Annotated in this window: 22 protein-coding genes; 17 read left to right on the top strand and 5 right to left on the bottom strand. The window is 73.4% G+C overall.

Features of this window, described 5'->3' with window-relative positions:
- Window position 1: 1 nt before the first annotated feature.
- The 4 genes from IMZ35_RS19905 to IMZ35_RS19890 all read left to right on the top strand — a co-directional run bounded on the left by IMZ35_RS19905 (window position 2) and on the right by IMZ35_RS19890 (window position 6,482).
- Window positions 2–1,927: a glycoside hydrolase family 9 protein gene (locus IMZ35_RS19905; RefSeq protein ID WP_199442653.1), complete on the top strand. Its 1,926-nt coding sequence runs from the start codon at window positions 2–4 to the stop codon at window positions 1,925–1,927.
- A gap of 111 nt (window positions 1,928–2,038) precedes the next feature.
- Complete coding sequence (locus IMZ35_RS19900) at window positions 2,039–4,972, top strand: glycoside hydrolase family 48 protein (RefSeq protein ID WP_199442652.1); 2,934 nt, start codon at window positions 2,039–2,041, stop codon at window positions 4,970–4,972.
- A gap of 73 nt (window positions 4,973–5,045) precedes the next feature.
- Complete coding sequence (locus tag IMZ35_RS19895; protein WP_438816886.1) at window positions 5,046–5,441, top strand: TIGR03618 family F420-dependent PPOX class oxidoreductase; 396 nt, start codon at window positions 5,046–5,048, stop codon at window positions 5,439–5,441.
- Between the two features lie 183 nt (window positions 5,442–5,624).
- Entirely contained in the window at window positions 5,625–6,482 is an 858-nt protein-coding gene (locus IMZ35_RS19890) for an SDR family oxidoreductase (protein WP_199442651.1), read from the top strand.
- 58 nt (window positions 6,483–6,540) lie between these two features.
- On the opposite strand, the gene IMZ35_RS19885 is transcribed toward IMZ35_RS19890, so the two are convergent.
- The 3 genes from IMZ35_RS19885 to IMZ35_RS19875 are packed head-to-tail and all read right to left on the bottom strand — an operon-like array spanning window position 6,541 to window position 8,987.
- Window positions 6,541–6,810 (bottom strand): HPr family phosphocarrier protein, encoded by a 270-nt coding sequence (locus IMZ35_RS19885; protein WP_199442650.1) that lies wholly within the window; start codon window positions 6,808–6,810, stop codon window positions 6,541–6,543.
- 45 nt (window positions 6,811–6,855) lie between these two features.
- Window positions 6,856–8,175 (bottom strand): PTS transporter subunit EIIC, encoded by a 1,320-nt coding sequence (locus IMZ35_RS19880; RefSeq protein ID WP_199442649.1) that lies wholly within the window; start codon window positions 8,173–8,175, stop codon window positions 6,856–6,858.
- Entirely contained in the window at window positions 8,172–8,987 is an 816-nt protein-coding gene (locus tag IMZ35_RS19875) for a GntR family transcriptional regulator (RefSeq protein WP_199442648.1), read from the bottom strand. The genes IMZ35_RS19880 and IMZ35_RS19875 overlap by 4 nt, the downstream gene beginning before the upstream one ends.
- Before the next feature lie 79 nt (window positions 8,988–9,066).
- Here IMZ35_RS19875 and IMZ35_RS31805 point away from each other — a divergent pair, with 79 nt between their 5' ends.
- From IMZ35_RS31805 to aroC, 4 genes are all read left to right on the top strand, one after another.
- Window positions 9,067–9,339, top strand: a complete 273-nt coding sequence (locus IMZ35_RS31805; protein WP_307868440.1) for a PTS sugar transporter subunit IIB — start codon at window positions 9,067–9,069, stop codon at window positions 9,337–9,339.
- On the top strand, window positions 9,336–9,791 hold the full coding sequence (locus IMZ35_RS19865) for a PTS sugar transporter subunit IIA (RefSeq protein WP_199442646.1): 456 nt from the start codon (window positions 9,336–9,338) through the stop codon (window positions 9,789–9,791). Before IMZ35_RS31805 ends, IMZ35_RS19865 begins: the two co-directional genes overlap by 4 nt.
- Before the next feature lie 131 nt (window positions 9,792–9,922).
- A complete protein-coding gene (locus IMZ35_RS19860) occupies window positions 9,923–10,504 on the top strand; it encodes a prepilin peptidase (RefSeq protein ID WP_229372806.1) in 582 nt (193 codons plus the stop codon).
- A gap of 25 nt (window positions 10,505–10,529) precedes the next feature.
- Window positions 10,530–11,726: a chorismate synthase gene (gene aroC / locus IMZ35_RS19855; RefSeq protein ID WP_199442644.1), complete on the top strand. Its 1,197-nt coding sequence runs from the start codon at window positions 10,530–10,532 to the stop codon at window positions 11,724–11,726.
- A 7-nt stretch (window positions 11,727–11,733) separates the two neighbouring features.
- Here the strand turns inward: aroC and IMZ35_RS19850 are convergent, their stop codons facing one another.
- A complete protein-coding gene (locus IMZ35_RS19850) occupies window positions 11,734–12,216 on the bottom strand; it encodes a metallophosphoesterase family protein (protein ID WP_307868438.1) in 483 nt (160 codons plus the stop codon).
- Window positions 12,217–12,381: 165 nt separating this feature from the next.
- Here IMZ35_RS19850 and IMZ35_RS19845 point away from each other — a divergent pair, with 165 nt between their 5' ends.
- The 6 genes from IMZ35_RS19845 (at window position 12,382) to IMZ35_RS19820 (ending at window position 17,999) form a co-directional block, all read left to right on the top strand.
- Complete coding sequence (locus IMZ35_RS19845; protein WP_199442643.1) at window positions 12,382–12,882, top strand: shikimate kinase; 501 nt, start codon at window positions 12,382–12,384, stop codon at window positions 12,880–12,882.
- 41 nt (window positions 12,883–12,923) lie between these two features.
- Window positions 12,924–13,922 carry a DNA glycosylase AlkZ-like family protein gene (locus IMZ35_RS19840; RefSeq protein WP_199442642.1) on the top strand — a complete coding sequence of 333 codons (999 nt, stop codon included), beginning with the start codon at window positions 12,924–12,926 and terminating at the stop codon, window positions 13,920–13,922.
- 45 nt (window positions 13,923–13,967) lie between these two features.
- Window positions 13,968–15,074 carry a 3-dehydroquinate synthase gene (aroB, locus tag IMZ35_RS19835; protein ID WP_199442641.1) on the top strand — a complete coding sequence of 369 codons (1,107 nt, stop codon included), beginning with the start codon at window positions 13,968–13,970 and terminating at the stop codon, window positions 15,072–15,074.
- On the top strand, window positions 15,071–15,505 hold the full coding sequence (gene aroQ / locus IMZ35_RS19830) for a type II 3-dehydroquinate dehydratase (protein ID WP_199442640.1): 435 nt from the start codon (window positions 15,071–15,073) through the stop codon (window positions 15,503–15,505). Before aroB ends, aroQ begins: the two co-directional genes overlap by 4 nt.
- Window positions 15,502–16,413 (top strand): GNAT family N-acetyltransferase, encoded by a 912-nt coding sequence (locus IMZ35_RS19825; protein WP_199442639.1) that lies wholly within the window; start codon window positions 15,502–15,504, stop codon window positions 16,411–16,413. Before aroQ ends, IMZ35_RS19825 begins: the two co-directional genes overlap by 4 nt.
- An 83-nt stretch (window positions 16,414–16,496) precedes the next feature.
- Window positions 16,497–17,999, top strand: coding sequence for a beta-xylosidase (locus tag IMZ35_RS19820; protein ID WP_199442638.1), 1,503 nt, complete (start codon window positions 16,497–16,499; stop codon window positions 17,997–17,999).
- Here the strand turns inward: IMZ35_RS19820 and IMZ35_RS19815 are convergent.
- Window positions 17,963–18,394, bottom strand: coding sequence for a B-4DMT family transporter (locus IMZ35_RS19815; protein ID WP_199442637.1), 432 nt, complete (start codon window positions 18,392–18,394; stop codon window positions 17,963–17,965). The genes IMZ35_RS19820 and IMZ35_RS19815 overlap by 37 nt on opposite strands.
- Window positions 18,395–18,528: 134 nt before the next feature.
- Here IMZ35_RS19815 and IMZ35_RS19810 point away from each other — a divergent pair, with 134 nt between their 5' ends.
- From IMZ35_RS19810 to nusB, 3 genes are all read left to right on the top strand, one after another.
- Window positions 18,529–19,614: a M24 family metallopeptidase gene (locus IMZ35_RS19810; protein WP_199442636.1), complete on the top strand. Its 1,086-nt coding sequence runs from the start codon at window positions 18,529–18,531 to the stop codon at window positions 19,612–19,614.
- A gap of 75 nt (window positions 19,615–19,689) precedes the next feature.
- On the top strand, window positions 19,690–20,253 hold the full coding sequence (gene efp, locus IMZ35_RS19805) for an elongation factor P (protein ID WP_199442635.1): 564 nt from the start codon (window positions 19,690–19,692) through the stop codon (window positions 20,251–20,253).
- Between the two features lies 1 nt (window position 20,254).
- Entirely contained in the window at window positions 20,255–20,674 is a 420-nt protein-coding gene (nusB, locus tag IMZ35_RS19800) for a transcription antitermination factor NusB (RefSeq protein WP_199442634.1), read from the top strand.
- The last annotated feature ends 108 nt before the right edge of the window (window positions 20,675–20,782 follow it).

The raw sequence follows: 20,782 nt of genomic DNA, 5'->3' as shown, positions 1-20,782 counted from the left end.
CGTGCGACGAGGCACGACGAGGTTCTGCGCGACGGTGTTCGCCACCCTGCTCTGCGCCGCTCTGCTGAGCGCCGGCACCGGATCGGCCGCACCGCAGGCCGCTCCCCGGTTCGCCTACGGCGAGGCGCTCCAGAAGTCCGTCTGGTTCTACGACGCCCAGCGCTCCGGCGACCTGCCCGCCGGCAACCGGGTGTCCTGGCGCGGCGACTCCGCGCTGACGGACGGCTCGGACGCGGGCCTCGACCTCAGCGGCGGCTTCTACGACGCGGGCGACCACGTCAAGTTCGGCCTGCCGTTCGGGTTCTCGATGTCGATGCTCGCCTGGGGCGCGCTGGAGAACCGCGCCGCGTACGAGAGCGCGGGTCAGCTCGGTCACCTGACGGCGAACCTGCGGTGGGGCACCGACTGGATCCTGAAGGCGCACCCGCGGCCGGACGTCGTCTACGGCCAGGTCGGCACCGGCGGTCCGGACCACAACTGGTGGGGGTCGGCGGAGGTCGTGCCGATGGCCAGGCCCTCCTACCGGGTCGACGCCTCGTGCCCCGGTTCGGACCTCGCCGGTGAGTACGCCGCCGCGCTGGCCTCCTCCTCGATGGTGCTCCGCGACGACGACCCCGCCCACGCGGCGACCCTGCTGACCCACGCGAAGCAGCTCTACTCCTTCGCCGACGCGCACCGGGGGAAGTACAGCGACTGCATCCGCGACGCCGCCGCGTACTACAACTCCTGGAGCGGCTACCAGGACGAGCTGGTGTGGGGCGCGATCTGGCTGCACCGCGCCACCGGTGACGCGAGCTACCTGGCGAAGGCGCGGACCGAGTACGCGAAGCTCGGGACGGAACCGCAGAGCACCGAGCGCTCCTACCGCTGGACGCTGGCCTGGGACGACAAGTCCTACGGCGCCTACGTGCTCATGGCCCAGCTCACCGGTGAGCAGGTCTACGTGGACGACGCGAACCGCTGGCTCGACTTCTGGACCACCGGCCACAACGGCCAGCGGGTGCGCTACTCGCCCGGCGGGCAGGCCGTGCTCGACACCTGGGGCTCGCTGCGCTACGCGGCGAACACCGCGTTCGCCGCCCTGGTGCACGGCGACCGGCTGCGCGCCACCGATCCCGCGCGCGCCGCCAGGTACCACGACTTCGCGGTGCGCCAGATCGACTACGCGCTGGGCGACAACCCGCGCCGGTCCAGCTACGTCGTCGGCTTCGGCGCGAACCCGCCGCGCAACCCGCACCACCGCACCGCGCACGGCTCGTGGGCCGACAACATCACCGAACCGGCGGTCAACCGGCACGTGCTGCACGGAGCGCTGGTGGGCGGCCCCAAGAGCAACGACGACGCCTACACCGACAGCAGGCAGGACTACACGTCCAACGAGGTGGCGCTCGACTACAACGCCGGGTTCACCGGCGCGCTCGCCCGGCTGTACGGCGAGTACGGCGGCGCACCGCTCGCGACGTTCCCGGTGGCCGAGACGCCGGACGGGCCGGAGATCGTCGCGCAGGCGTCGATCAACCAGGCGAACACGGGCTTCACCGAGATCAAGGCGTACGTGGTCAACAGGTCGGCCTGGCCGGCGCGGCGGTTCGACGGGACGCTGCGCTACTTCTTCACCCTCGACGGCACGACGACCCCCGAGCAGATCACCGTCACGACGAACTACAACCAGTGCGGCGCGGCGGGGAAGCCCGTGCGGCACAGCGGCTCCACCCACTTCGTCGACGTGCAGTGCACGGGTGTCGCCCCGGCCGGGCAGTCCGCGCACCGCAAGGAGGTCCAGTTCCGGCTGACCAGCTCCGGGACCTGGGACCCCTCGAACGACTGGTCGTACACCGGGCTCGTCGGCGGCGGGGCCCAGCCCGCGACGACGGACCGGATCGTCCTGCTCCAGGGCGGCACACCCGTGTGGGGCACCGCCCCCTGACCCGATCACCACCCAGACGCGGTGCGGGGCGTTCTGCGCGTCCAGGCGTCCCGCACCGCCCCCACCCCCAGCAGTCCGGGTCGACGAGGACCCGAGAACGAGGAGGACCGAATGAGGATCAGGGGCAGATCGCGCTCGCTCCGAACAGGGCCGCTGCCGTGGCTGGCCGCGGTGGGGCTGATCGTCTCCGGCGTGCTCACCGGGTTCGCGCCCGTCGCGTCGGCCGCGGTCAGCTGTTCGGTCGACTACAGCGTGACCAGGGAGTGGGGAACCGGTTTCGGGGCGACCGTGGCGGTCCGCAACCAGGGTGACGCCGTCGCCAACTGGAACCTGTCCTGGACGTTCCCGGACGGGCAGAGGGTCGACCAGGGCTGGAACGGCACGTTCAGCCAGTCCGGTTCCCGGGTGACCGTGGCCGCGCCGAACTGGGCGACGAGCCTCCCGGTGGGCGGTCGCGTCGAGGTCGGGTTCAACGGCGTGAAGACCGGTGCGAACAACCGGCCGCCCACGGACTTCGCGGTCAACGGCACGCCGTGCCTGGGAGCCAACGCCGCGCCGACGATCTCGCTGACCGCGCCCGCGGCCGGCGCGACCTACAACGCGCCGGGCACCATCCCGCTCTCCGCGTCGGCCCTCGACTCCGACGGCACGATCGCCAAGGTCGAGTTCTTCGACGGCGACCGGCTGCTGGCCACCGACACGGCCGCGCCGTTCGAGGGCTCGTGGAGCAGCGTCCCGTCCGGCCAGTACTCGATCTCCGCGCGCGCCACGGACGACCGCGGCGGCACGGCGGTCACCACCCCGGTGTCGGTGAAGGTCATCGACGGCCCGACCGTCGTGGCCACGCCGAGCACGGTGAGCGTCAAGCAGGGCTCGACCGGCACGTTCGGCGTGGCCCTGGCGAGCGCGCCGACCTCCACCGTCGTGGTCGCGCTCACGCGGACCGCGGGCAGCAGCGACCTGACGGCCGGCCCGTCGGCGCTGACGTTCACCCCGGCCAACTGGTCCACCAGGCAGAACGTCACGGTGGCGTCCGCGGCCAACGGCGGCGACCTCGGCACGGCGACGTTCTCCGCGACCTCCAGCGGGTACACGGCCGCGGTCGTGACGGTCAAGGAGATCTCGGCGTCCACGTCGGACTTCAACCAGGCGTTCCTGGACCAGTACAACAAGATCAAGGACCCGGCGAGCGGCTACTTCCGCCAGTTCGGGAACCTGCTGGTGCCCTACCACTCGGTGGAGACGCTGATGGTGGAGGCGCCGGACCACGGTCACCAGACGACCTCGGAGGCGTTCAGCTACTACCTGTGGCTGGAGGCGAGCTACGGTCGCGTCAGCGGTGACTGGGCGCCGTTCAAGTCCGCGTGGGCGTCGATGGAGAAGTTCATCATCCCGGCCACGGCCGACCAGCCCACCAACGACAAGTACGACCCGGCGAAGCCCGCGACGTACGCGCCCGAGCACCCGAGGATGACCAGCTACCCGGCCGTGCTCGACGGCACCGTGCCCGTCGGCCGCGACCCCATCGCCGCGGAGCTGAAGTCCGCCTACGGCACCAGCGACGTCTACGGGATGCACTGGCTGATCGACGTGGACAACACCTACGGCTTCGGCCGCTGCGGCGACGGCACCACCGCTCCCGCCTACATCAACACCTACCAGCGCGGCTCGTCGGAGTCGGTGTGGGAGACCATCCCGCACCCGTCCTGCGACACGTTCGCGCACGGTGGCCCCAACGGCTACCTCGACCTGTTCACCAAGGACGCCTCCTACGCCAAGCAGTGGAAGTACACCAACGCGCCCGACGCCGACGCGCGCGCGGTGCAGGTGGCGCTGCTGGCGCAGAACTGGGCGACCGCGCAGGGCAAGGCGGCCGACATCGCGCCGGAGATCAAGAAGGCGTCCAAGATGGGCGACTACCTGCGCTACGCGATGTTCGACAAGTACTTCAAGCGCATCGGCAACTGCACGAGTCCCTCCGGCTGCCCCGGCGCCACCGGCAAGGACAGCGCGCACTACCTGATGTCCTGGTACTACGCGTGGGGCGGCGCGACCGACACCTCGGCGGGCTGGGCGTGGCGCATCGGTGACGGCGCGTCGCACCAGGGCTACCAGAACCCGCTCGCCGCGCACGCGCTGGCGAACGTGGCGGCGCTGAAGCCCGCGTCGGCGACCGGGCAGGCCGACTGGGCCAAGAGCCTGGACCGGCAGCTGGAGATGCTCCAGTGGCTCCAGTCCGCCGACGGCGGCATCGCCGGTGGCGTCACCAACAGCTGGGAGGGCCAGTACGCCGCCCCGCCGGCCGGGACGCCGACCTTCTACGGCATGTACTACGACGCGCACCCGGTGTGGCGCGACCCGCCGAGCAACCGGTGGTTCGGCTTCCAGGTGTGGGGTCTCGAACGCACGGCGGCGCTGTACCAGCTGACCGGTGACGCGCGGGCGAAGAAGATCCTCGACAAGTGGGTGCCGTGGGCCATCGCCAACACCACCGTGGGCGCGAACGGGGCGTTCCAGATCCCGTCCGACCTTCAGTGGACCGGTGCGCCCGACACGTGGAACGCCAGCGCTCCGGGTGCGAACGCCAACCTGCGGGTGTCGGTGCTCAACCACAGCCAGGACGTCGGCATCGCGGCCTCGTACGCGAAGGTGCTGCTGAACTACGCGGCGAAGTCGGGCGACGCGGCGGCGAGGACCACCGGTGAGGGCCTGCTCACCGCCCTGCTGTCCCACCAGGACGACAAGGGCATCGCCACCCCGGAGACCAGGACCGACTACAACCGCTTCGACGACGCCTACAACACCTCGACCGGCGAGGGCACCTACGTCCCGCCGGGCTGGACGGGCGAGATGCCCAACGGGGACGTGATCAACCAGAGCTCGACGTTCCTGTCGATCAGGTCCTTCTACCGCGACGACCCGGACTGGCCGAAGGTCCAGGCGTACCTGGACGGCGGGGCGGCCCCGACGTTCACCTACCACCGCTTCTGGGCGCAGGCCGAGATCGCCACGGCGTTCTCGCTGCAAGCGGAGCTGTTCGGATAGCAGTTCGCTCGAACCGGCCCGGCCCCCGCGCGCTCGTCGTGCGGGGGCCGGACCCGTCCGTAGGATCTCAACCGTGATCGATCTGGCCGCGCGCGGCGACGAGTTCCTGGAGTTCTGGCGCGAGCGCCACCTGTGCACGCTGACGACCGTGCGGCCGGACGGCACGCCGCACGTGGTGCCCGTCGGCGTCACCCTCGACGCGGAGGCCGGTCTGGCGCGCGTCATCACCTCGGGCACGTCGTACAAGGCGCGGTTCGTGGCCTCGGCGGGCCCGGCCGGGGCGGCGGTCGCCGTGTGCCAGGTCGACGGCCGCCGCTGGTCCACCCTGGAGGGCCGGGCCGTGGTGCGCGCCGACGCGGCGTCCGTGACCGACGCGGAGGAGCGCTACGCCCGCCGCTACCGCACCCCCCGCGAGAACCCGGCCAGGGTGGTCCTGGAGATCGAGATCACCGGCGTCCTGGGCCTGTGACCCGCGAGTTGCCCGTTCGGGCACCGCGAGTCGACCCCCGGAGCACCCGCGCGGGACGCGTCCGCGTCGCGAACGCTCCACCCGGGGTGCTCGAACGCTCCACCCGGGGTGCTCGAACGCTCAACTCGGGGCGGTGCGCGCTGAGGGCTGCGGGTCCCGTTCGCGGATGACAGGCTGGCGACCATGCCTGAGGAGATCATCGCAGTCACCGGGGCGACCGGACAGCTCGGTGCGCGGGTCGTGCGCCACCTCGCCGGGCGCGGGGCGCGCCAGCGACTGGTCGTGCGCGACCCGGCCAGGGCGCCCCACGTCGACGGCGCCGAGACCGCCGTCGCGTCCTTCGAGGACCCCGCCGCGCTCACCGAGGCCCTGCGCGGCGCGAGCACCCTGTTCCTGGTGTCGGGGCACGAGGACCCGCGGCGTCTCGACCTGCACCTGCGCGCCGTGGAGGCCGTCGCCGCCGCGGGCGTCCGGCGGGTCGTCTACACGTCCTTCCTGGGCGCCTCGCCGCGGGCGACGTTCACCTACGCCCGCGACCACGCGCTGACCGAGCGCGCGATCGTCGACTCGGGCGTCCGGCTCACCGCCCTGCGCAACTCCCTGTACGCCGACGTGGCGCCGCACTTCGTCGGCGGGGACGGGGTGCTGCGCGGCCCGGCGGGGAACGGGCGGCTCGCGTGGGTGGCGCGCGAGGACGTCGCGAGGCTCGCCGCGGAGGTGCTGCTCGACGCGTCGCACGCCGGGCAGGTCTACGACGTCACCGGACCCGTCGCGATCGACCTGCGGGAGACCGCGCGGGTGCTCGGCGAGGTGACCGGACGCCGGATCACCTACCACGACGAGACGCCGGACGAGGCCCGCGCGTCGCGCGCCGGGGCGCCGGAGTGGCAGATCGACGGCTGGGTCGGCTCCTACGAGGCCGTCGCCACCGGCGAGACGTCGGTGACCAGCCACACCATCGAGCACCTGACCGGGCGACGCCCGTGGACGTTGGAGGAATTCCTGCGGGCCGAACCGGCGAGCTGGCAGCACCTGGTGTGACGCGAAGGAGCCGGTGTCCCCCGAACGGGGAACACCGGCTCCGGTGAGGCCGTGCGGATCAGCCCGCGTCGTGATCGGTCTCGACGAGCGCGGCGACGGCGTCGAGCGCGGCGTCCGCGCCCTCGCCGTCGGCCGCGAGGACCACCTCGTCGCCGTGCATGGCGCCGAGCGTCATCAGACCCAGCACGCTGCTCGCCTCCACCGGGGCGCCGTCCCCCTTGCGGATGGTGACCCGCGCGGGCTGCTCCGCGGCGGCCTTGGCGAGCAGCGCCGCCGGCCTCGCGTGCAGACCGACCTTGCTCGCCACGGTGACCCGTCGCTCAGGCATGATCCGTACTCCCTCTCGTGTTCTGGTGGTGCGGGTCGTGCGCGGTCAGGTCGTCGTCTCGTCGCGCGCTGCGCGACGGGCCGCGGCCCTGGACTCCGCGCGGGACTCGGCCGACGCCTCGCCCGCGGTGACCACGCTCTCGTCGGCCTCCGGGGACTCGTCCTCGTCGCGGCCGGGCGTCTTCAGGTTCCACCGGGTGATGACGAAGCGGAACACGAAGTAGTAGATCACCGCGTAGATCACGCCGAGCACCATCAGCAGGTAGGGCTTGGTCGCGATGTTCCAGTTCAGCACGTAGTCGATCGCACCGGCGGAGAACGAGAAGCCGTCGTGGACACCCAGCGCGTTGCTGATCGCCAGCGAGGTGCCGGTGAGCACCGCGTGGATCAGGTACAGCGGCCAGGCGACGAACATGAACGCGAATTCGAGCGGCTCGGTCACGCCGGTGATGAACGCGGTGAGCGCGGCCGATCCCATGATGCCGCCGATGATCTTCTTCTGGCTCGGGCGCGCGGTGTGCACGATCGCCAGCGCGGCGGCGGGCAGCGCGAACATGAAGATCGGGAAGAAGCCCGTCTGGAAGGTGCCAGCGGACGGGTCCCCGGCCAGGAAGCGCGGGATGTCGCCGGTCTTCTCGTTGTACTCGCCGAACTGGAACCACACGACGTTGTTGAGGATGTGGTGCAGGCCCAGCGGGATGAGCAGGCGGTTGACGACGCCGTAGACGCCGGCGCCGATCACGGTGCTGCCGGTGATCGCGTTGCCCAGGCTGGTGATGCCCCGGTCGAACAGCGGGTACAGCAGGCCGAGCAGGACGGCCACGACGATCATCACGCCCGCGACCAGGATCGGCACGAACCGGCGACCGCCGAAGAAGGCGAGGTACGGGGGCAGCTTGATGCGGTGGAACCGCTGCCACAGCAGCGCGGCGATCAGGCCGACCACGATTCCGCCGAGCACCTTGTAGTCGATCAGCTCCTGCTTCGCGGCCGGGTCGTCCGGGTTCGCGAGGGGGAGCATGATCGGCGACATCGCCTTGAACACGCCCTGCATGACGACGTAGCCGACCACGGCGGCCAGTGCGGTGGAGCCGTCGCCGCGGCGGGCGAACCCGATCGCGATGCCGACCGCGAACAGCAGCGGCAGGTTGGCGAAGATCGCGTCACCGGCGTTGCCGATGACCGCCGCCACGTTGTTCCAGCCCAGGCCGTCCTTGCCCAGCAGGTCGGGCTGCCCCAGGCGCAGCAGCAGACCGGCGGCGGGCAGCGCGGCGATCGGCAGCATGAGACTGCGGCCGAACCGCTGGAGCGTGGCCAGACCCTTGATCTCGCGACCGCCCGTTGCCTGTGGGGCACTGGCGCTCATCGGGTACCTCCCTTGGCGGAATTCGGGCCGGCTCCCGGGTTCGTCCGGTCCAACTGCATCGTCACCTGGTAAAGATCGCCCCGGTACCAGGAGGTCATGTGCTCCACCGGACGGCCAGCGGAGCTGGAGATCCGGCGGAAGGAGAGCAGCGGGCTGCCCCTGCGGACGTCGAGCAGGCGCGCGGTCTCCGCGTCGGCCCCCTCGGCCCAGACGGTCTGCCGCGCGTTGTCGAGCTGCACGCCGTAGACGTCGGCGAACAGCGAGTAGAGGGAGCCGCTCAGGTCGTGCGCACCCAGGTCGGGGACCACCCGGCGGTTGTACCAGCCGCGCTCGATGGCGAGCGGCACGCCGTCGGCGCGGCGCAGCCGGACCAGCCGGTGGGCTGGTTCGGCCGCGGCGAGGTCCAGCGCGGTCGCCACGTTCTCCGGCGGCACGCCCTCCGTGCTGGTCAGCACCTCGGTCGCGGGCACCATCCCGCGCCGGTGCATGTCGTCGGTGAAGGACTCCAGGTAGAGCTGCGCGTCCACCCGGCGGCGCGCGGTGAACGTGCCCCGGCCCTTCGACCTGGTCAGGAGCCCGTCGGTCACCAGCTGGCCCACCGCGGCGCGCACCGTCATCCGGGAGACGCCGTAGCGCTCGGCGAGATCGCGCTCGGACGGGATGGGCGAACCGGGGGACAGCTCCTGCTCGGCGAGCCGGCGCAGGATCTCCCTGAGCTGGGCGTGCTTGGGCTTCGGGCCGTCGACGATCAGCTCCGGCAGCTCCGGTCCGGCCACGACACCTCCCCGCCTCTCGCCCCGCGTTGCTCTCATTGGTACTTTCCGGTCTAGACCAGTTGGTGCGGCAGAATGCTCCCGTTCGCGAGCGGGTGTCAACAGCCGTTACGGGTTCGTGCCGAACCCGGCGGCAGTGCAGAAGGGACGCGAAGTGGCTGACGACAGGCCGGAGAAGATCCTCGCCGCGCTGGGCGGGGCGGACAACATCGTGGAGATCGAGCCGTGCATCACGCGGCTGCGCTGCGAACTCGAAGACGGTTCGCTCGTCGACGAGGCCGCGCTCAAGGCGCTCGGCGCGCACGGGGTGATGCGCTCGGGCAACGTCGTGCAGGTCGTCGTGGGGCCCGAGGCCGACACGATCGCCAGCGACATCGAGGACCTGCTGTGACCCTGCGCGTCGCGTCGCCCGTCGCGGGACGGGTGGTGCCGCTGTCCGAGGTGCCCGATCCGGTGTTCTCGCAGGCGATGGTCGGCCCCGGCGTCGCCGTCGAGCCGGACCGGACGGCGGCGGAGGTCGTCTCGCCGGTCGACGGCACCGTGGTGACGCTGCACCCGCACGCGTTCGTCGTGGCGACGGCCGAGGGCGCCGCCGTGCTGGTGCACCTCGGCATTGACACGGTGAAGCGCAAGGGCGAGGGCTTCTCGCTGCACGTGGTGAAGGGCGAGACGGTCCGGGCCGGACAGGCGGTCGTGAGCTGGGACCCGGCCGAGGTCGAGGCGGCCGGGTTCTCGCCGATCTGCCCCGTCGTCGCGCTGGACGCGACGGCCGAGGCGCTGGGCGACCTGGCCGACGGCACGGCCGTCACCGCCGGGGACGCCCTGTTCACCTGGACGCGCTGATCCGCGGAGTCCGCCTCCCGCCCGGACACGTTCCGTGCGGGAGGCGGACTCTTTCGTGTCGCGAGTGGACCGTTGGTGGACTCGCCTTGCCGCACCTCCGCGACTCTGGTCCCATCGTCCACGTGGGACAGATGTTCGCGGTGCTCGGTGGCGGCTGGTTCGCGGGAGCGATCGGCGCGCGGCTGCTGGGCGCGCTGGCACGCGGCACGAGCGTCGGGGCGGTGCCGTGCGCGGCGGCCGTCGCGGTGCTCTGGGCGGTCGCCGCGCTGCACGGCGGACCGCCCACGTGGCTGCCCGTCGTGTTCGCCCTCGCCTGGTTCGGCGTCCTGCTCGGCCTGGTGGACCTCACCCAGCGCAGGCTGCCCGACGCGCTGACCCTCAGCGCGTTCCCCGTGCTCGCCACCGCCATCGCCCTGCACGACCCCTCCGACCTCCCGCGCGCCGCCTCCGGGGCCGTGGTGTTCGGCGCGGCCCACCTCCTCGTGGCCGTGCTCGTGCCCTCCGCGATGGGCGGGGGAGACGTCAAGCTCGCGTTCACCCTCGGCGCCGTGCTGGGCGCGGTGTCGTGGTACGCGCTCCTGGTCGGCGCGGTGCTGGCGTGCGCGGTGACGCTGGTCCTGGGCCTGGTCGCGCGCAGATCGCTGGATCGGGGGATTCCGCACGGGCCCGGTCTGCTGGTCGCCACCTGGGTGGTCGCGGTGTTCGCGCTCTGAAAGAACGCTGTGAAAGGATTCGGCCGTGCTGCGCTGGATCACCGCTGGGGAATCACACGGACCCGCCCTCGTCGCCGTGCTGGAGGGCATGGTCGCCGGGGTCGAGGTCACGACGTCCGACCTGACCGTTCAGCTCGAACGCCGCAGGCTCGGCTTCGGCCGCAGCCCGCGGATGGGCTTCGAGACCGACCAGGTCGAGTTCCTGGGCGGGGTGCGTCACGGCGTCACCCAGGGCGGCCCCGTCGCGGTGAAGATCGACAACTCCGAGTGGCCGAAGTGGCAGAAGGTCATGTCGGCCGACCCGGTGGACCCGTCCGAGCTGAAGCCGACCGGCCGCAACGAGGCGCTCACCCGCCCCCGGCCGGGTCACGCCGACCTGCCCGGCATGCAGAAGTACGGCTTCACCGAGGCCCGGCCCGTGCTGGAGCGCGCAAGCGCTCGCGAGACCGCGGCCCGCACCGCTCTGGGCACGGTGGCCCGCCAGTTCCTGCGCCAGCTGCTGGGCGTCGAGATCATCAGCCACGTCGTGTCCATCGGCGGGGCGCGCACGCCGGACGGCCCGCTGCCCGGTCCCGAGGACCTCGCCGCGATCGACGCGAGCCCCGTCCGCGCCTTCGACCCCGCCGGGACCGAGGCGATGGTCGCCGAGGTCGAGGCGGTGAAGAACGCCGGTGACACCGTCGGCGGGGTGATCGAGGTCCTCGCCTACGGCCTGCCGCCCGGCCTCGGCTCCCACGTGCACTGGGACCGCCGCCTCGACGCCCGGCTCGCCGCCGCGCTGATGGGCGTCCAGGCGATGAAGGGCGTGGAGATCGGCGACGGCTTCACCACCGCCGAGAGGTGGGGCAGCCGGGCGCACGACGAGATCGACCGGGGGCCCGGCCCCTCCGGGGTGACCCGCAGGTCCAACCGGGCCGGTGGCCTGGAGGGCGGCATCACCAACGGCGAGCCGCTGCGCGCCCGCGTCGCCATGAAGCCCATCTCGACGGTCCCCAAGGCGCTGTCCACGGTGGACGTGCGCACCGGTGAGCCCGCCGTCGCGATCCACCAGCGCTCGGACGTGTGCGCGGTGCCGCGCGCCGGTGTCGTGCTGGAGTCCGTCGTGGCGCTCGTGCTGGCCGAGGCGGCGCTGGAGAAGTTCGGCGGCGACTCCCTCGCGGAGACCCGGCGCAACGCCGAGTCCTACCTCGCGGCGCTGGAGGCCCGCTGGGACGGCATCTGAGCCGGGCTCAGCGGGTGACCGGGACGATCTGTGCCGAGGTCAGCCGCCCGCGCGCGACGCGCAGGACGCCCAGCGTGCCGGTGGGCTGACGGCGCTTGTCCGTCGGCGAGCCGGGGTTGAAGATCCGCACGCCGTCGCCCGCGGCGTCCAGCGGGACGTGCGAGTGGCCGAACACGACCAGGTCCGCGGTGGGGAACCGGCGTGCCATGCGCCGGGTCCGGCCCGTCTTCTGGCCGCTGTCGTGGACCATCGCCACCCGCAGGCCGTCGACCTCCAGCTCCAGGCTCTCCGGCGCGCCCCACGCCGCCACGTCGGGACCGTCGTTGTTGCCCAGCACCACGCGCACCGGGGCGAACCCGGCCAGCTCGTCCAGCACTCCGGCGGTGCACACGTCGCCCGCGTGCAGGATCAGGTCGGCTCCGCGCAGGTGCTCGGCCACGGACGGCGGGCAGCCCTTCCAGAACCGGGGTGCGTGCGTGTCGGACAGCACGACCACGCGGGTGCTCAGCGCGGTCCCCCCGCGTCGCGCGCGGCGGGACCGTCCTCGTCGCGACGGCTCCGGCCGGGCGGCTGCGCGGGATTCACGCCACCCGGCTACCCGTGCGGGGCCTGCGCAAACAGCCGCTAGGCTCGTCGGGTGACCACGCGCCCCACCATGATCGTCCTGGGCCCTCCCGGCGCGGGCAAGACCACCGTCGGCAGGCTGCTCGCCGAGCGCCTGGACGTGCCGTTCCGCGACGTGGACGACGACGTCGTGGCCGGTGCGGGCAAGCCGATCTCCGACATCTTCACCACCGACGGCGAGCCGGTCTTCCGGGCGCTGGAGGAGGAGGCCGTCGCCACCGCGCTGGCGGAGCACGACGGCGTTCTCGCCCTCGGCGGCGGCGCGATCCTGTCCGAGCGGACCCGCGCGCGCCTGGCCGGGCACACCGTGGTGTTCCTCAACGTCGGCATGGCCGAGGGCGTGCGCCGCACCGGCATGTCCAGCGCGCGGCCCCTGCTGACCGGCATCAACCCCCGCGCGACGTTCAAGGCGCTGCTCGACGCCCGCCTCCCGCTGTACCGGGAGGTCGCCGTGATCGAGGTCGTCACCGACGCGCTGTCCCCCGACGAGGTCGCGGCCGCCGTCGCCGAGAGGTACGGAGAGCTGTCCTGACGGAGTCGTCCCGCGCCGCCGTCCTCGCGCACCGCGCGGCGGTGCAGGGGCTGCACCGCGACGAGCGCCTCGACGTGCTGGCGCTCGGACTCCAGGACACCCCGCCCGGCTCCGCCGCGGTCAGCCTCGCCCAGCGCACCACCCGCCGCGACCACGACGCCCTCGACGCGGTGCGCGTGCTCAGCCTGCGCGGCGCTCCGCACCTGCACCGCCGCGCCGACCTGCCCGTGCTGCGCCGCGAGCTGCGCCCCCGCAGCGACGCGCAGCTCGCCGAGTGGGCGCCCGGCCACGGCGTGACGGGCGTGGAGCACGTCGACGCGCTCGTGGAGCTGATCCGGTCGGAGTTCCCCGGCGACACCGCCACCAAGGGCGAGCTGTCCGCCGCCGTCGGCTCCCGCGCGCCGCGCGAGCTGACCCGCTGGTGCGAGGGCTGCGGCGCCGAGCACGTGCTCGACGGCGTCTTCCGGCTGTGCACGCTGCTCGCGGGCGTCGAGCTGGAACCCGCCGGGTCGCGCCTGGTGTTCCGCCGCCCGCAGGGGCCGCCACCGCCGGTCGAACCGCCGGGGGAGCCGACGCTGCTCACCGCCTACCTGCGCCTGGTGGGTCCGGTCACCCGGCAGGACGCCAGGACGTGGCTCGGCGCCGGGCCGCGCGACCCGTGGCCCGAGCTGCGCTCCGTGGTGGTGGACGAGCGCGTGCTGCTGCTCCTGCACGACGCCGGTCTGCTGCCCGCCCCCGATCCGCCGCGCGTGCTGCTGCTGCCGCCCCGCGACCCGTACCTGCTGGGCCCGCGCTGGCTCGTCGCGCCCGACGCGGACGTCGCGCGCCGGTTGTGGCGGCCGGTCGGCTCGCCCGGCGCCGTGGTCGTCGACGGCGTGGTGACCGGCACGTGGCGGTCGTCCACCACCGGGCGGACGATGACCGTCGAGGTCGACGCGCCGCGGGGAACGACACCGCGCCGCGAGCTGGCCGCGCAGGCGGAGCTGCTCGCGCACGTCCGGGGCGCCGACGCCCTGGAGCCGCACGTCGTGGTGGTGTGAGGGTCCGTGTCGACACGCACGAAGAACGAACCGAGGAGAACGACGATGGGTGAGCCGGTCCGGATCCGCGTTGCCGCGGAGCGACCGTACGAGGTTGTGGTGGGCCGCGGTCTGCTGGGCGACCTGGTCGACGCGCTGCGGGGCACCTCCACGGTGGCGATCGTCCACCCGCCCACCCTGAAGGAGACCGCCGAGGCGCTGCGCGCCGAGCTGGCCGACGCCGGGTGCGACGCGCACCGCGTGGAGATCCCCGACGCGGAGGAGGGCAAGGACCTCGGCGTCGCCGGGTTCTGCTGGGACGTCCTGGGGCGCATCGGCCTCGGCCGCGACGACGCCGTGGTCGGCCTGGGCGGCGGGGCGGTGACCGACCTCGCCGGTTTCGTCGCCTCCACCTGGATGCGCGGGGTGCGGCTGGTCAACGTCCCCACGACGCTGCTCGGCATGGTCGACGCGGCGGTGGGCGGCAAGACCGGCATCAACACCGACGCCGGCAAGAACCTCGTCGGCACGTTCTACGAGCCGACGGTGGTGTTCGCCGACCTCGCCACGCTGGAGACGCTCCCGCGCAACGAGCTGGTCGCGGGCGCGGCGGAGATCGTCAAGGGCGGTTTCATCGCCGATCCCGTCATCCTCGACCTGATCGAGGCCGACCCGGTCGCCGCGCTGGACCCGGCCGGTGACGTGCTCGAGGAGCTGGTCCGCCGCAAGATCCAGGTCAAGGCGGACGTGGTGTCGTCCGACCTGCGCGAGTCCGGCCTGCGCGAGATCCTCAACTACGGCCACACCCTCGGGCACGCGATCGAGCGGCGCGAGCGGTACTCGTGGCGGCACGGCGCCGCGGTGAGCGTCGGCCTGGTGTTCGCCGCCGAGCTCGCGCGCCTCGCGGGCAGGCTCGACGACGCCACGGCGGACCGGCACCGCGCGGTGCTCACCTCGCTGGGCCTGCCGACCACCTACGACCCGGACGCCCTCCCGCAGCTGATGGAGGGGATGCGCTCGGACAAGAAGAACCGCTCGGGCGTGCTGCGGTTCGTGGTGCTGGACGGGCTGGCGAAGCCGGGCCGCCTGGAGGGCCCCGACCCGTCGCTGATCGCCGCCGCCTACTCGGCGGTCGCGGGCGAGCGGCGTTCCGGGACGACGGTGTCGCTGTGAGCGTCGCGAAGGTCCTCGTGCTCAACGGCCCCAACATCGGTCGCCTGGGCACCCGCGAGCCGGCCGTCTACGGCAGCACCACCTACGCCGATCTCGTGGCCCTGTGCGAGAGCACCGGCGCGGAGCTGGGCGTCGAGGTGGAGGTGCGGCAGACCGACTTCGAGGGCGAGATGCTCGGCTGGCTGCACGGTGCCGCGGACGAGGGTCTGCCCGTCGTGCTGAACCCGGCCGCGTGGACGCACTACTCGATCGCCGTGCGCGACGCGTGCGCCCAGCTCACCGCGCCGCTGGTCGAGGTGCACATCTCGAACGTGCACAAGCGCGAGGCGTTCCGGCACACCAGCGTCGTCTCGCCGGTGGCGGAGGGCGTGATCGCCGGGCTGGGCGTGCGGGGGTACGCGGCGGCGCTGCGGTTCCTCGCCGGGCGGTGAGCCCGCCGGTGCTGCGCGCCGCGCGGCTGGAGCTGCGTCCGCTGCGCGCCGACGACACGGAGGACGTGGTCCGGCTCTTCGCCGCTCCGGCGTTGAGCCGGTACCTGGCGGCGGACCTCACCGACCCGGAGCGGGCGCGGGCGGTGGTCGCGCGCGGGCTCGCCGGGACGTGCCCGGAGGGGCTGGGGCACTGGGCGTTCGTGCTGGGCGACGAGCTGGTGGGTCTCGGTCACCTGTGGCCGTCGCTGGAGCTGCCCGGCGACGTGCCGGAGATCGGCTGGTACGTCGGAGTCGCCCACCAGGGCCGCGGCCTGGCCACCGAGGCCGCGGCGGCGCTGCTCGACCACGGCCTGAACCGCCTCGGACTGCCCGCGGTGTGGGCGCTGGTGCACGAGTGCGACGCGGGAAGCCTGGCGCTCGCCGCGAAGCTCGGCCTGCTCGACGTGGGCTCGGGAACGCACCACGGCGACGTGCACCGCGTGCTCGTCGCGCTGCCCGGCGGCGCGGGACCGCTGCACCACGTGGAGCTGTGGGTGCCCGACCTGCCGCGCGCGGAGGCGAGCATCGGCTGGTTGCTGCGCGCGCTGGGCTGGACGGAGCACCAGCGGTGGAGCCGGGGCGCGAGCTGGAAGCTGGGGCGCACGTACGTCGTGGTGGAGGACTCGGCGGACCGGCGCGGCGGGCACGACCGCACGGCCGCCGGGCTCAACCACCTGGCGCTGCACGCGGGGTCTCCCGGCGACGTCGAGGCGCTGGTGGCGGAGTCGGCCGCGCACGGGTGGCGGCTGATGTTCGCCGACCGGCATCCGCACGCGGGGGGACCGGAGCAGTACGCCGCCTACCTGGAGAACGCGGACGGGTTCGAGGTCGAACTCGTAGCGGAGCGGATGCCCTGCCCGAACGGGTGAATCGATCACTACACTGAACCCCCACCGAGTGATGAGCGTTCCCCTCGGTGATGAATCAGGTCGACCGTGAGGGGCAGTCGGGCATGAGATCGGCCGTCACGCTGCTCGTGCCCCTGCTGGTCTCGGTGCTGCTCACCGCGTGCACGAGCGCCGAGGGCGGCGAGCTGCGCGACGCCTCGCGCAGCCCGGTCGGCTCCTCGCCGGCGGAGGACGAGCCCGCGCCGCCCCGCGAGCAGGTCGTCGCCGCGGTCGACGCGCCGCGGCAGAGCGGAGGCGTCGTCGCGGCCGGGGGCGGCGACTCGCCCTACGACTACGGCCCCACCCTGCTGCTGGACGGCGGCCGGGTGCGGATGTGGTGGTGCAGCCAGCTCGGCCACGCCCAGCCGGCCGGTGACGACCTCCTGCTCGCCGAGAGCGCGACCGTCGGCGGCCCGTTCGGCCCCGCGAAGCCGGTGTTCAGCGGCAGCGTGAACGGCTTCGACGGGATGCACACCTGCGACCCGTCGGTGATCCACGTGAACGGCACCCACTACCTCTACTACACCGGGGCCGCGGGTGATCACGCCCACGGCAACGCCATCGGGGTCGCCACCAGCCCCGACGGGGTGAACTGGACGCGGGCCAACGGCGGCCGGCCGATCGTCAGCCCCTCCTACGACGAGAGCCGCGAGAACACCTACGGCGCTGGCCAGCCGTCCGCGGTGCACGTCGGCGGCTGGTTCTACCTGATGTTCACCGACACCACCGGTGGCGCGGCCGGCTGGAACGGCGCCGGCCAGTTCGTGCTGCGCTCGACGGACCCGCTGTTCGTCGACCGCGTCGAGGCGCTGGGCACCGGCGGCTTCGCCCCGAGCGCCACCACCGCCGAGCCGCGCACGCGCTCCGTCGTCGACGCCTTCAGCGCCGACTGGACGTGGATCGACGCGCTGGGCGCCTTCGCCATCGCCCACGAGACCGAGAGCGGCACGACGCTGACCTTCTGGGACGAGGACTTCACCCGCAACCCCGTCGCGCCCACCACGATCCCCGGCCCGTGGCAGGAGGGCCCCGGCCTGCTGCGCACCGGCGAGGGACACGCTCCCGTCAGCACCACCGACCCGTGCGGCCGCCTCTCGGTGGACGTCGTGCGCGCGACCACCATCGGCGCGGCCGGCGCCCCGACCGGCCTCAGCCACTTCGGCCTCGACCTGGTGAACCTGCCCGGCTGCGCCACCGAGCGGCAGGGCGCGGTGCTCCAGGGCCACGCCGTGCCCTCGCCCGAGCGCACGGTCGACCTGGTGGTGGACGGCGAGCTGCTGCGCGTCGAACGCCGCTCGGTGGCCGACCGGCTCGCCCGCGGCCTGCTGTCGCGGCGGCCGGAGCTGGTCGAGCAGATGCCCGTCGCCGCCAGGCTGTCCGCGGGCGCGCAGGCCGTGCGCGGACCCGACGGCACCCTCGGGCTCGTCCTGGACGACGGGCGGCTGTGGGAGCTGCCCGCGGCCACCGCCGCCGAGATCGTCGCGCTCAACGGCTCCACCACGCAGGACGTGGACGCCGAGCGGTGGCGCGACTACGACCGGCGCTCGGTGCTGACCTCGTCGCGCTGATCCGCCGGCCCCGGCAGCGCGCCGCCCAGGCCCAGCCCCACCGCGGCGGGCGCCAGTACCAGCAGCGCGGTGAACGCGGCGCCGCCGGTCAGCGCGACGCCCAGCGACTCCGTGCCCGACTGGTCGACCAGCAGCGCCGTGCCGAGCACGCCCAGGACACCGGCGAGGGGACCGGCCAGCAGCGCGGCGCCGAACCAGGTCGTGCCCCGGTCCTCCCGCTGCCGCCAGCCGTCCACCGCGCCCCACACGACCGCCGCGGCGACCAGCAGGACCAGCGCGACGGGACGCACCGCCTCGCCGGACTCGGCCCTCCGCGCCGCCACCGCCGCCACCCCGGTCTGCACCGAGCCGTGCAGCAGCGCCATCCACAGGCCCCGGCCGATCCACGCGCGCATGACCGGCAGTGTAGGACCGCGCCACGACGACAACGGCGGCCCGCGTCACCGCGCACCGGGTCGTGCGGAGGGGACAGCGCGCCCGGCCGGAGCACCACCGGACGAGACCTCCGGAACACGCCTAGGCTCGAACCATGCCGCACAGCTCTCGACGCGACGCCCTGCGGACCCTGCTCCGGGACCGGGAGCTGGACGCGCTGCTGGTCGCGAACCCGCTCAACGTCCGCTACCTCACCGGGTTCACCGGCTCGAACGCGGCGCTGCTGGTGCGCTCCGACGGCGAGGACGGCACCGTGTTCTGCACCGACGGCCGGTACCTCACCCAGTCCCAGCGGCAGGTGCCCGACCTGGAGCGGCTGGTGGACCGCTCGTGCGCGGACGCGCTGGCGCGGCGCGCGGCGCGCGACGGGCTGGAGCGCACGGGCTACGAGAGCCACCACGTGACCGTCGAGGGCCTCGACCGGCTGAGCGCCGCCGCCAGCGGCACCGACCTGGTGCGCGCGCCCGGCCTCGTCGAGCGGCTGCGGACGGTCAAGGACGACGCCGAGGTCGAGGCGCTGCGCATGGCGTGCGCCGCGGCGGACCGGGCGCTGGCCGACCTGATCGAGCACGGCGGGCTGCGCGTCGGGCGCACCGAGCGGGAGATCGCCCGCGAGCTGGAGTCCAGGATGCTCGACCACGGCGCCGCCGCGCCGTCGTTCGAGACGATCGTCGCCGCCGGGCCGCACTCCGCCGTCCCGCACCACCGGCCCACCGACGCCGCGGTGTGCCCCGGCGACCTGGTGAAGCTCGACTTCGGCGCGCTCGTCGACGGCTACCACTCGGACATGACCCGCACCCTCGTCGTGGGCCGCCCGGCCGACTGGCAGCGCGAGCTGTACGACCTCGTCGCGGCCTCCCAGGCCGCGGGCCGCGCCGCGCTGACCGCGGGAACCAGGACCGGGGCCGTGGACGCCGCGTCCCGCGAGGTGATCGAGCGCGCCGGGTTCGGCGAGCAGTTCCCGCACGGACTCGGCCACGGCGTCGGCCTGGAGATCCACGAGGCTCCGGCGCTGTCCACGAGCGGTGAAGGTATGCTCTTCGCCGGTGTGGCGGTCACCGTCGAGCCCGGCGTCTACCTGGTCGGGAGGGGTGGTGTCCGCATCGAGGACACGCTCGTGGTGCGCGAGAGCGAACCCGAGCTCCTCACCCTGACCACGAAAGAGCTCGTGGTCGTCTGACGCCGAGCAGGGCGTCCACCTTCCGCCGGCCCGCGTGCCGGGCCCGACCGTCGACCCACAGGAGAGACCACCACCGTGGCCACCACCAACGACCTCAAGAACGGCCTGGTCCTGAACCTCGACGGCCAGCTCTGGACCGTCACCGCCTTCCAGCACGTCAAGCCCGGCAAGGGCGGCGCCTTCGTCCGCACCACGCTGAAGCACGTGCTCACCGGCAAGGTCGTGGACAAGACGTTCAACGCCGGCACCAAGGTCGAGACCGCCACCGTGGACAAGCGGTCGATGACCTACCTCTACAAGGACGGCGCCGACTTCATCTTCATGGACGGCGACACCTACGACCAGATCAGCGTTCCCGGCGAGACGGTGGCCGACGCCGCCAACTACATGCTGGAGAACCAGGAGGCCATGGTCGCGACGCACGAGGGCGTGCCCCTGTTCGTCGAGCTGCCGACCTCCGTCGAGCTGGTGATCCAGCACACCGACCCCGGCCTGCAGGGCGACCGCTCCACCGGCGGCACCAAGCCCGCCACGCTGGAGACCGGCGCGGAGATCCAGGTCCCCCTGTTCGTCACCACGGGCGAGAAGATCAAGGTCGACACCCGCGACGGCCGCTACCTCGGTCGAGTGAACAGCTGACATGGGTGCACGCAGCAAGGCGCGCAAACGCGCCGTCGACGTCCTCTACGAGGCGGACCTGCGCGGCGACGACGCCGTCACGCTGATCTCGGGCCGGATCGGCTCGCCGGACGTGCCTCCGGTCAACGACTACACGGTCACCCTCGTCGAGGGCGTCACCGCGCACCGCGCGCGCATCGACGACCTGATCTCCGAACACGCCGAGGGCTGGACGTTGCAGCGGATGCCCGCGGTCGACCGCGCGGTGCTGCGCATCGGGCTCTACGAGCTGCTCTGGGCCAACGACGTGCCCGACGCGGTGGCGATCGACGAGGCCGTGGAGCTGGCCAAGGGCCTGTCCACGGACGACTCGCCGCGCTTCGTCAACGGCGTGCTGGGCCGCATCGCGGTGATCGCGGACCAGCTCAGGGCCGTCCTGTAGCACCTCGTGGGTGGTGGGGGGGGGGGGGGGGGGGGGGCGCCCCCCCCCCCCCGCACCAGCGGAGGCGGGGCGGGCGCGGGGGGGGGGGGCCGCCCCCCGCCCGGAGAG

This window comes from Umezawaea beigongshangensis, from assembly GCF_016464305.1.
Taxonomy (GTDB): domain Bacteria; phylum Actinomycetota; class Actinomycetes; order Mycobacteriales; family Pseudonocardiaceae; genus Umezawaea_A; species Umezawaea_A beigongshangensis.
The sequence above is the reverse complement of the archived record's forward strand: the minus strand, read 5'-3'. Positions and strand labels throughout refer to the sequence as shown.

Coding starts and splice junctions, on each gene's coding strand:
- IMZ35_RS19810 (WP_199442636.1), top strand. CDS start 18,529: ATGCCGCACAGCTCTCGACGCGACGCCCTGCGGACCCTGCTCCGGGAC.
- IMZ35_RS19890 (WP_199442651.1), top strand. CDS start 5,625: ATGCCTGAGGAGATCATCGCAGTCACCGGGGCGACCGGACAGCTCGGT.
- aroB (WP_199442641.1), top strand. CDS start 13,968: ATGGGTGAGCCGGTCCGGATCCGCGTTGCCGCGGAGCGACCGTACGAG.
- IMZ35_RS19815 (WP_199442637.1), bottom strand. CDS start 18,394: ATGCGCGCGTGGATCGGCCGGGGCCTGTGGATGGCGCTGCTGCACGGC.
- IMZ35_RS19900 (WP_199442652.1), top strand. CDS start 2,039: ATGAGGATCAGGGGCAGATCGCGCTCGCTCCGAACAGGGCCGCTGCCG.
- IMZ35_RS19875 (WP_199442648.1), bottom strand. CDS start 8,987: ATGAGAGCAACGCGGGGCGAGAGGCGGGGAGGTGTCGTGGCCGGACCG.
- IMZ35_RS19880 (WP_199442649.1), bottom strand. CDS start 8,175: ATGAGCGCCAGTGCCCCACAGGCAACGGGCGGTCGCGAGATCAAGGGT.
- nusB (WP_199442634.1), top strand. CDS start 20,255: ATGGGTGCACGCAGCAAGGCGCGCAAACGCGCCGTCGACGTCCTCTAC.
- IMZ35_RS19845 (WP_199442643.1), top strand. CDS start 12,382: ATGATCGTCCTGGGCCCTCCCGGCGCGGGCAAGACCACCGTCGGCAGG.
- IMZ35_RS19820 (WP_199442638.1), top strand. CDS start 16,497: ATGAGATCGGCCGTCACGCTGCTCGTGCCCCTGCTGGTCTCGGTGCTG.
- IMZ35_RS19885 (WP_199442650.1), bottom strand. CDS start 6,810: ATGCCTGAGCGACGGGTCACCGTGGCGAGCAAGGTCGGTCTGCACGCG.
- IMZ35_RS19860 (WP_229372806.1), top strand. CDS start 9,923: ATGTTCGCGGTGCTCGGTGGCGGCTGGTTCGCGGGAGCGATCGGCGCG.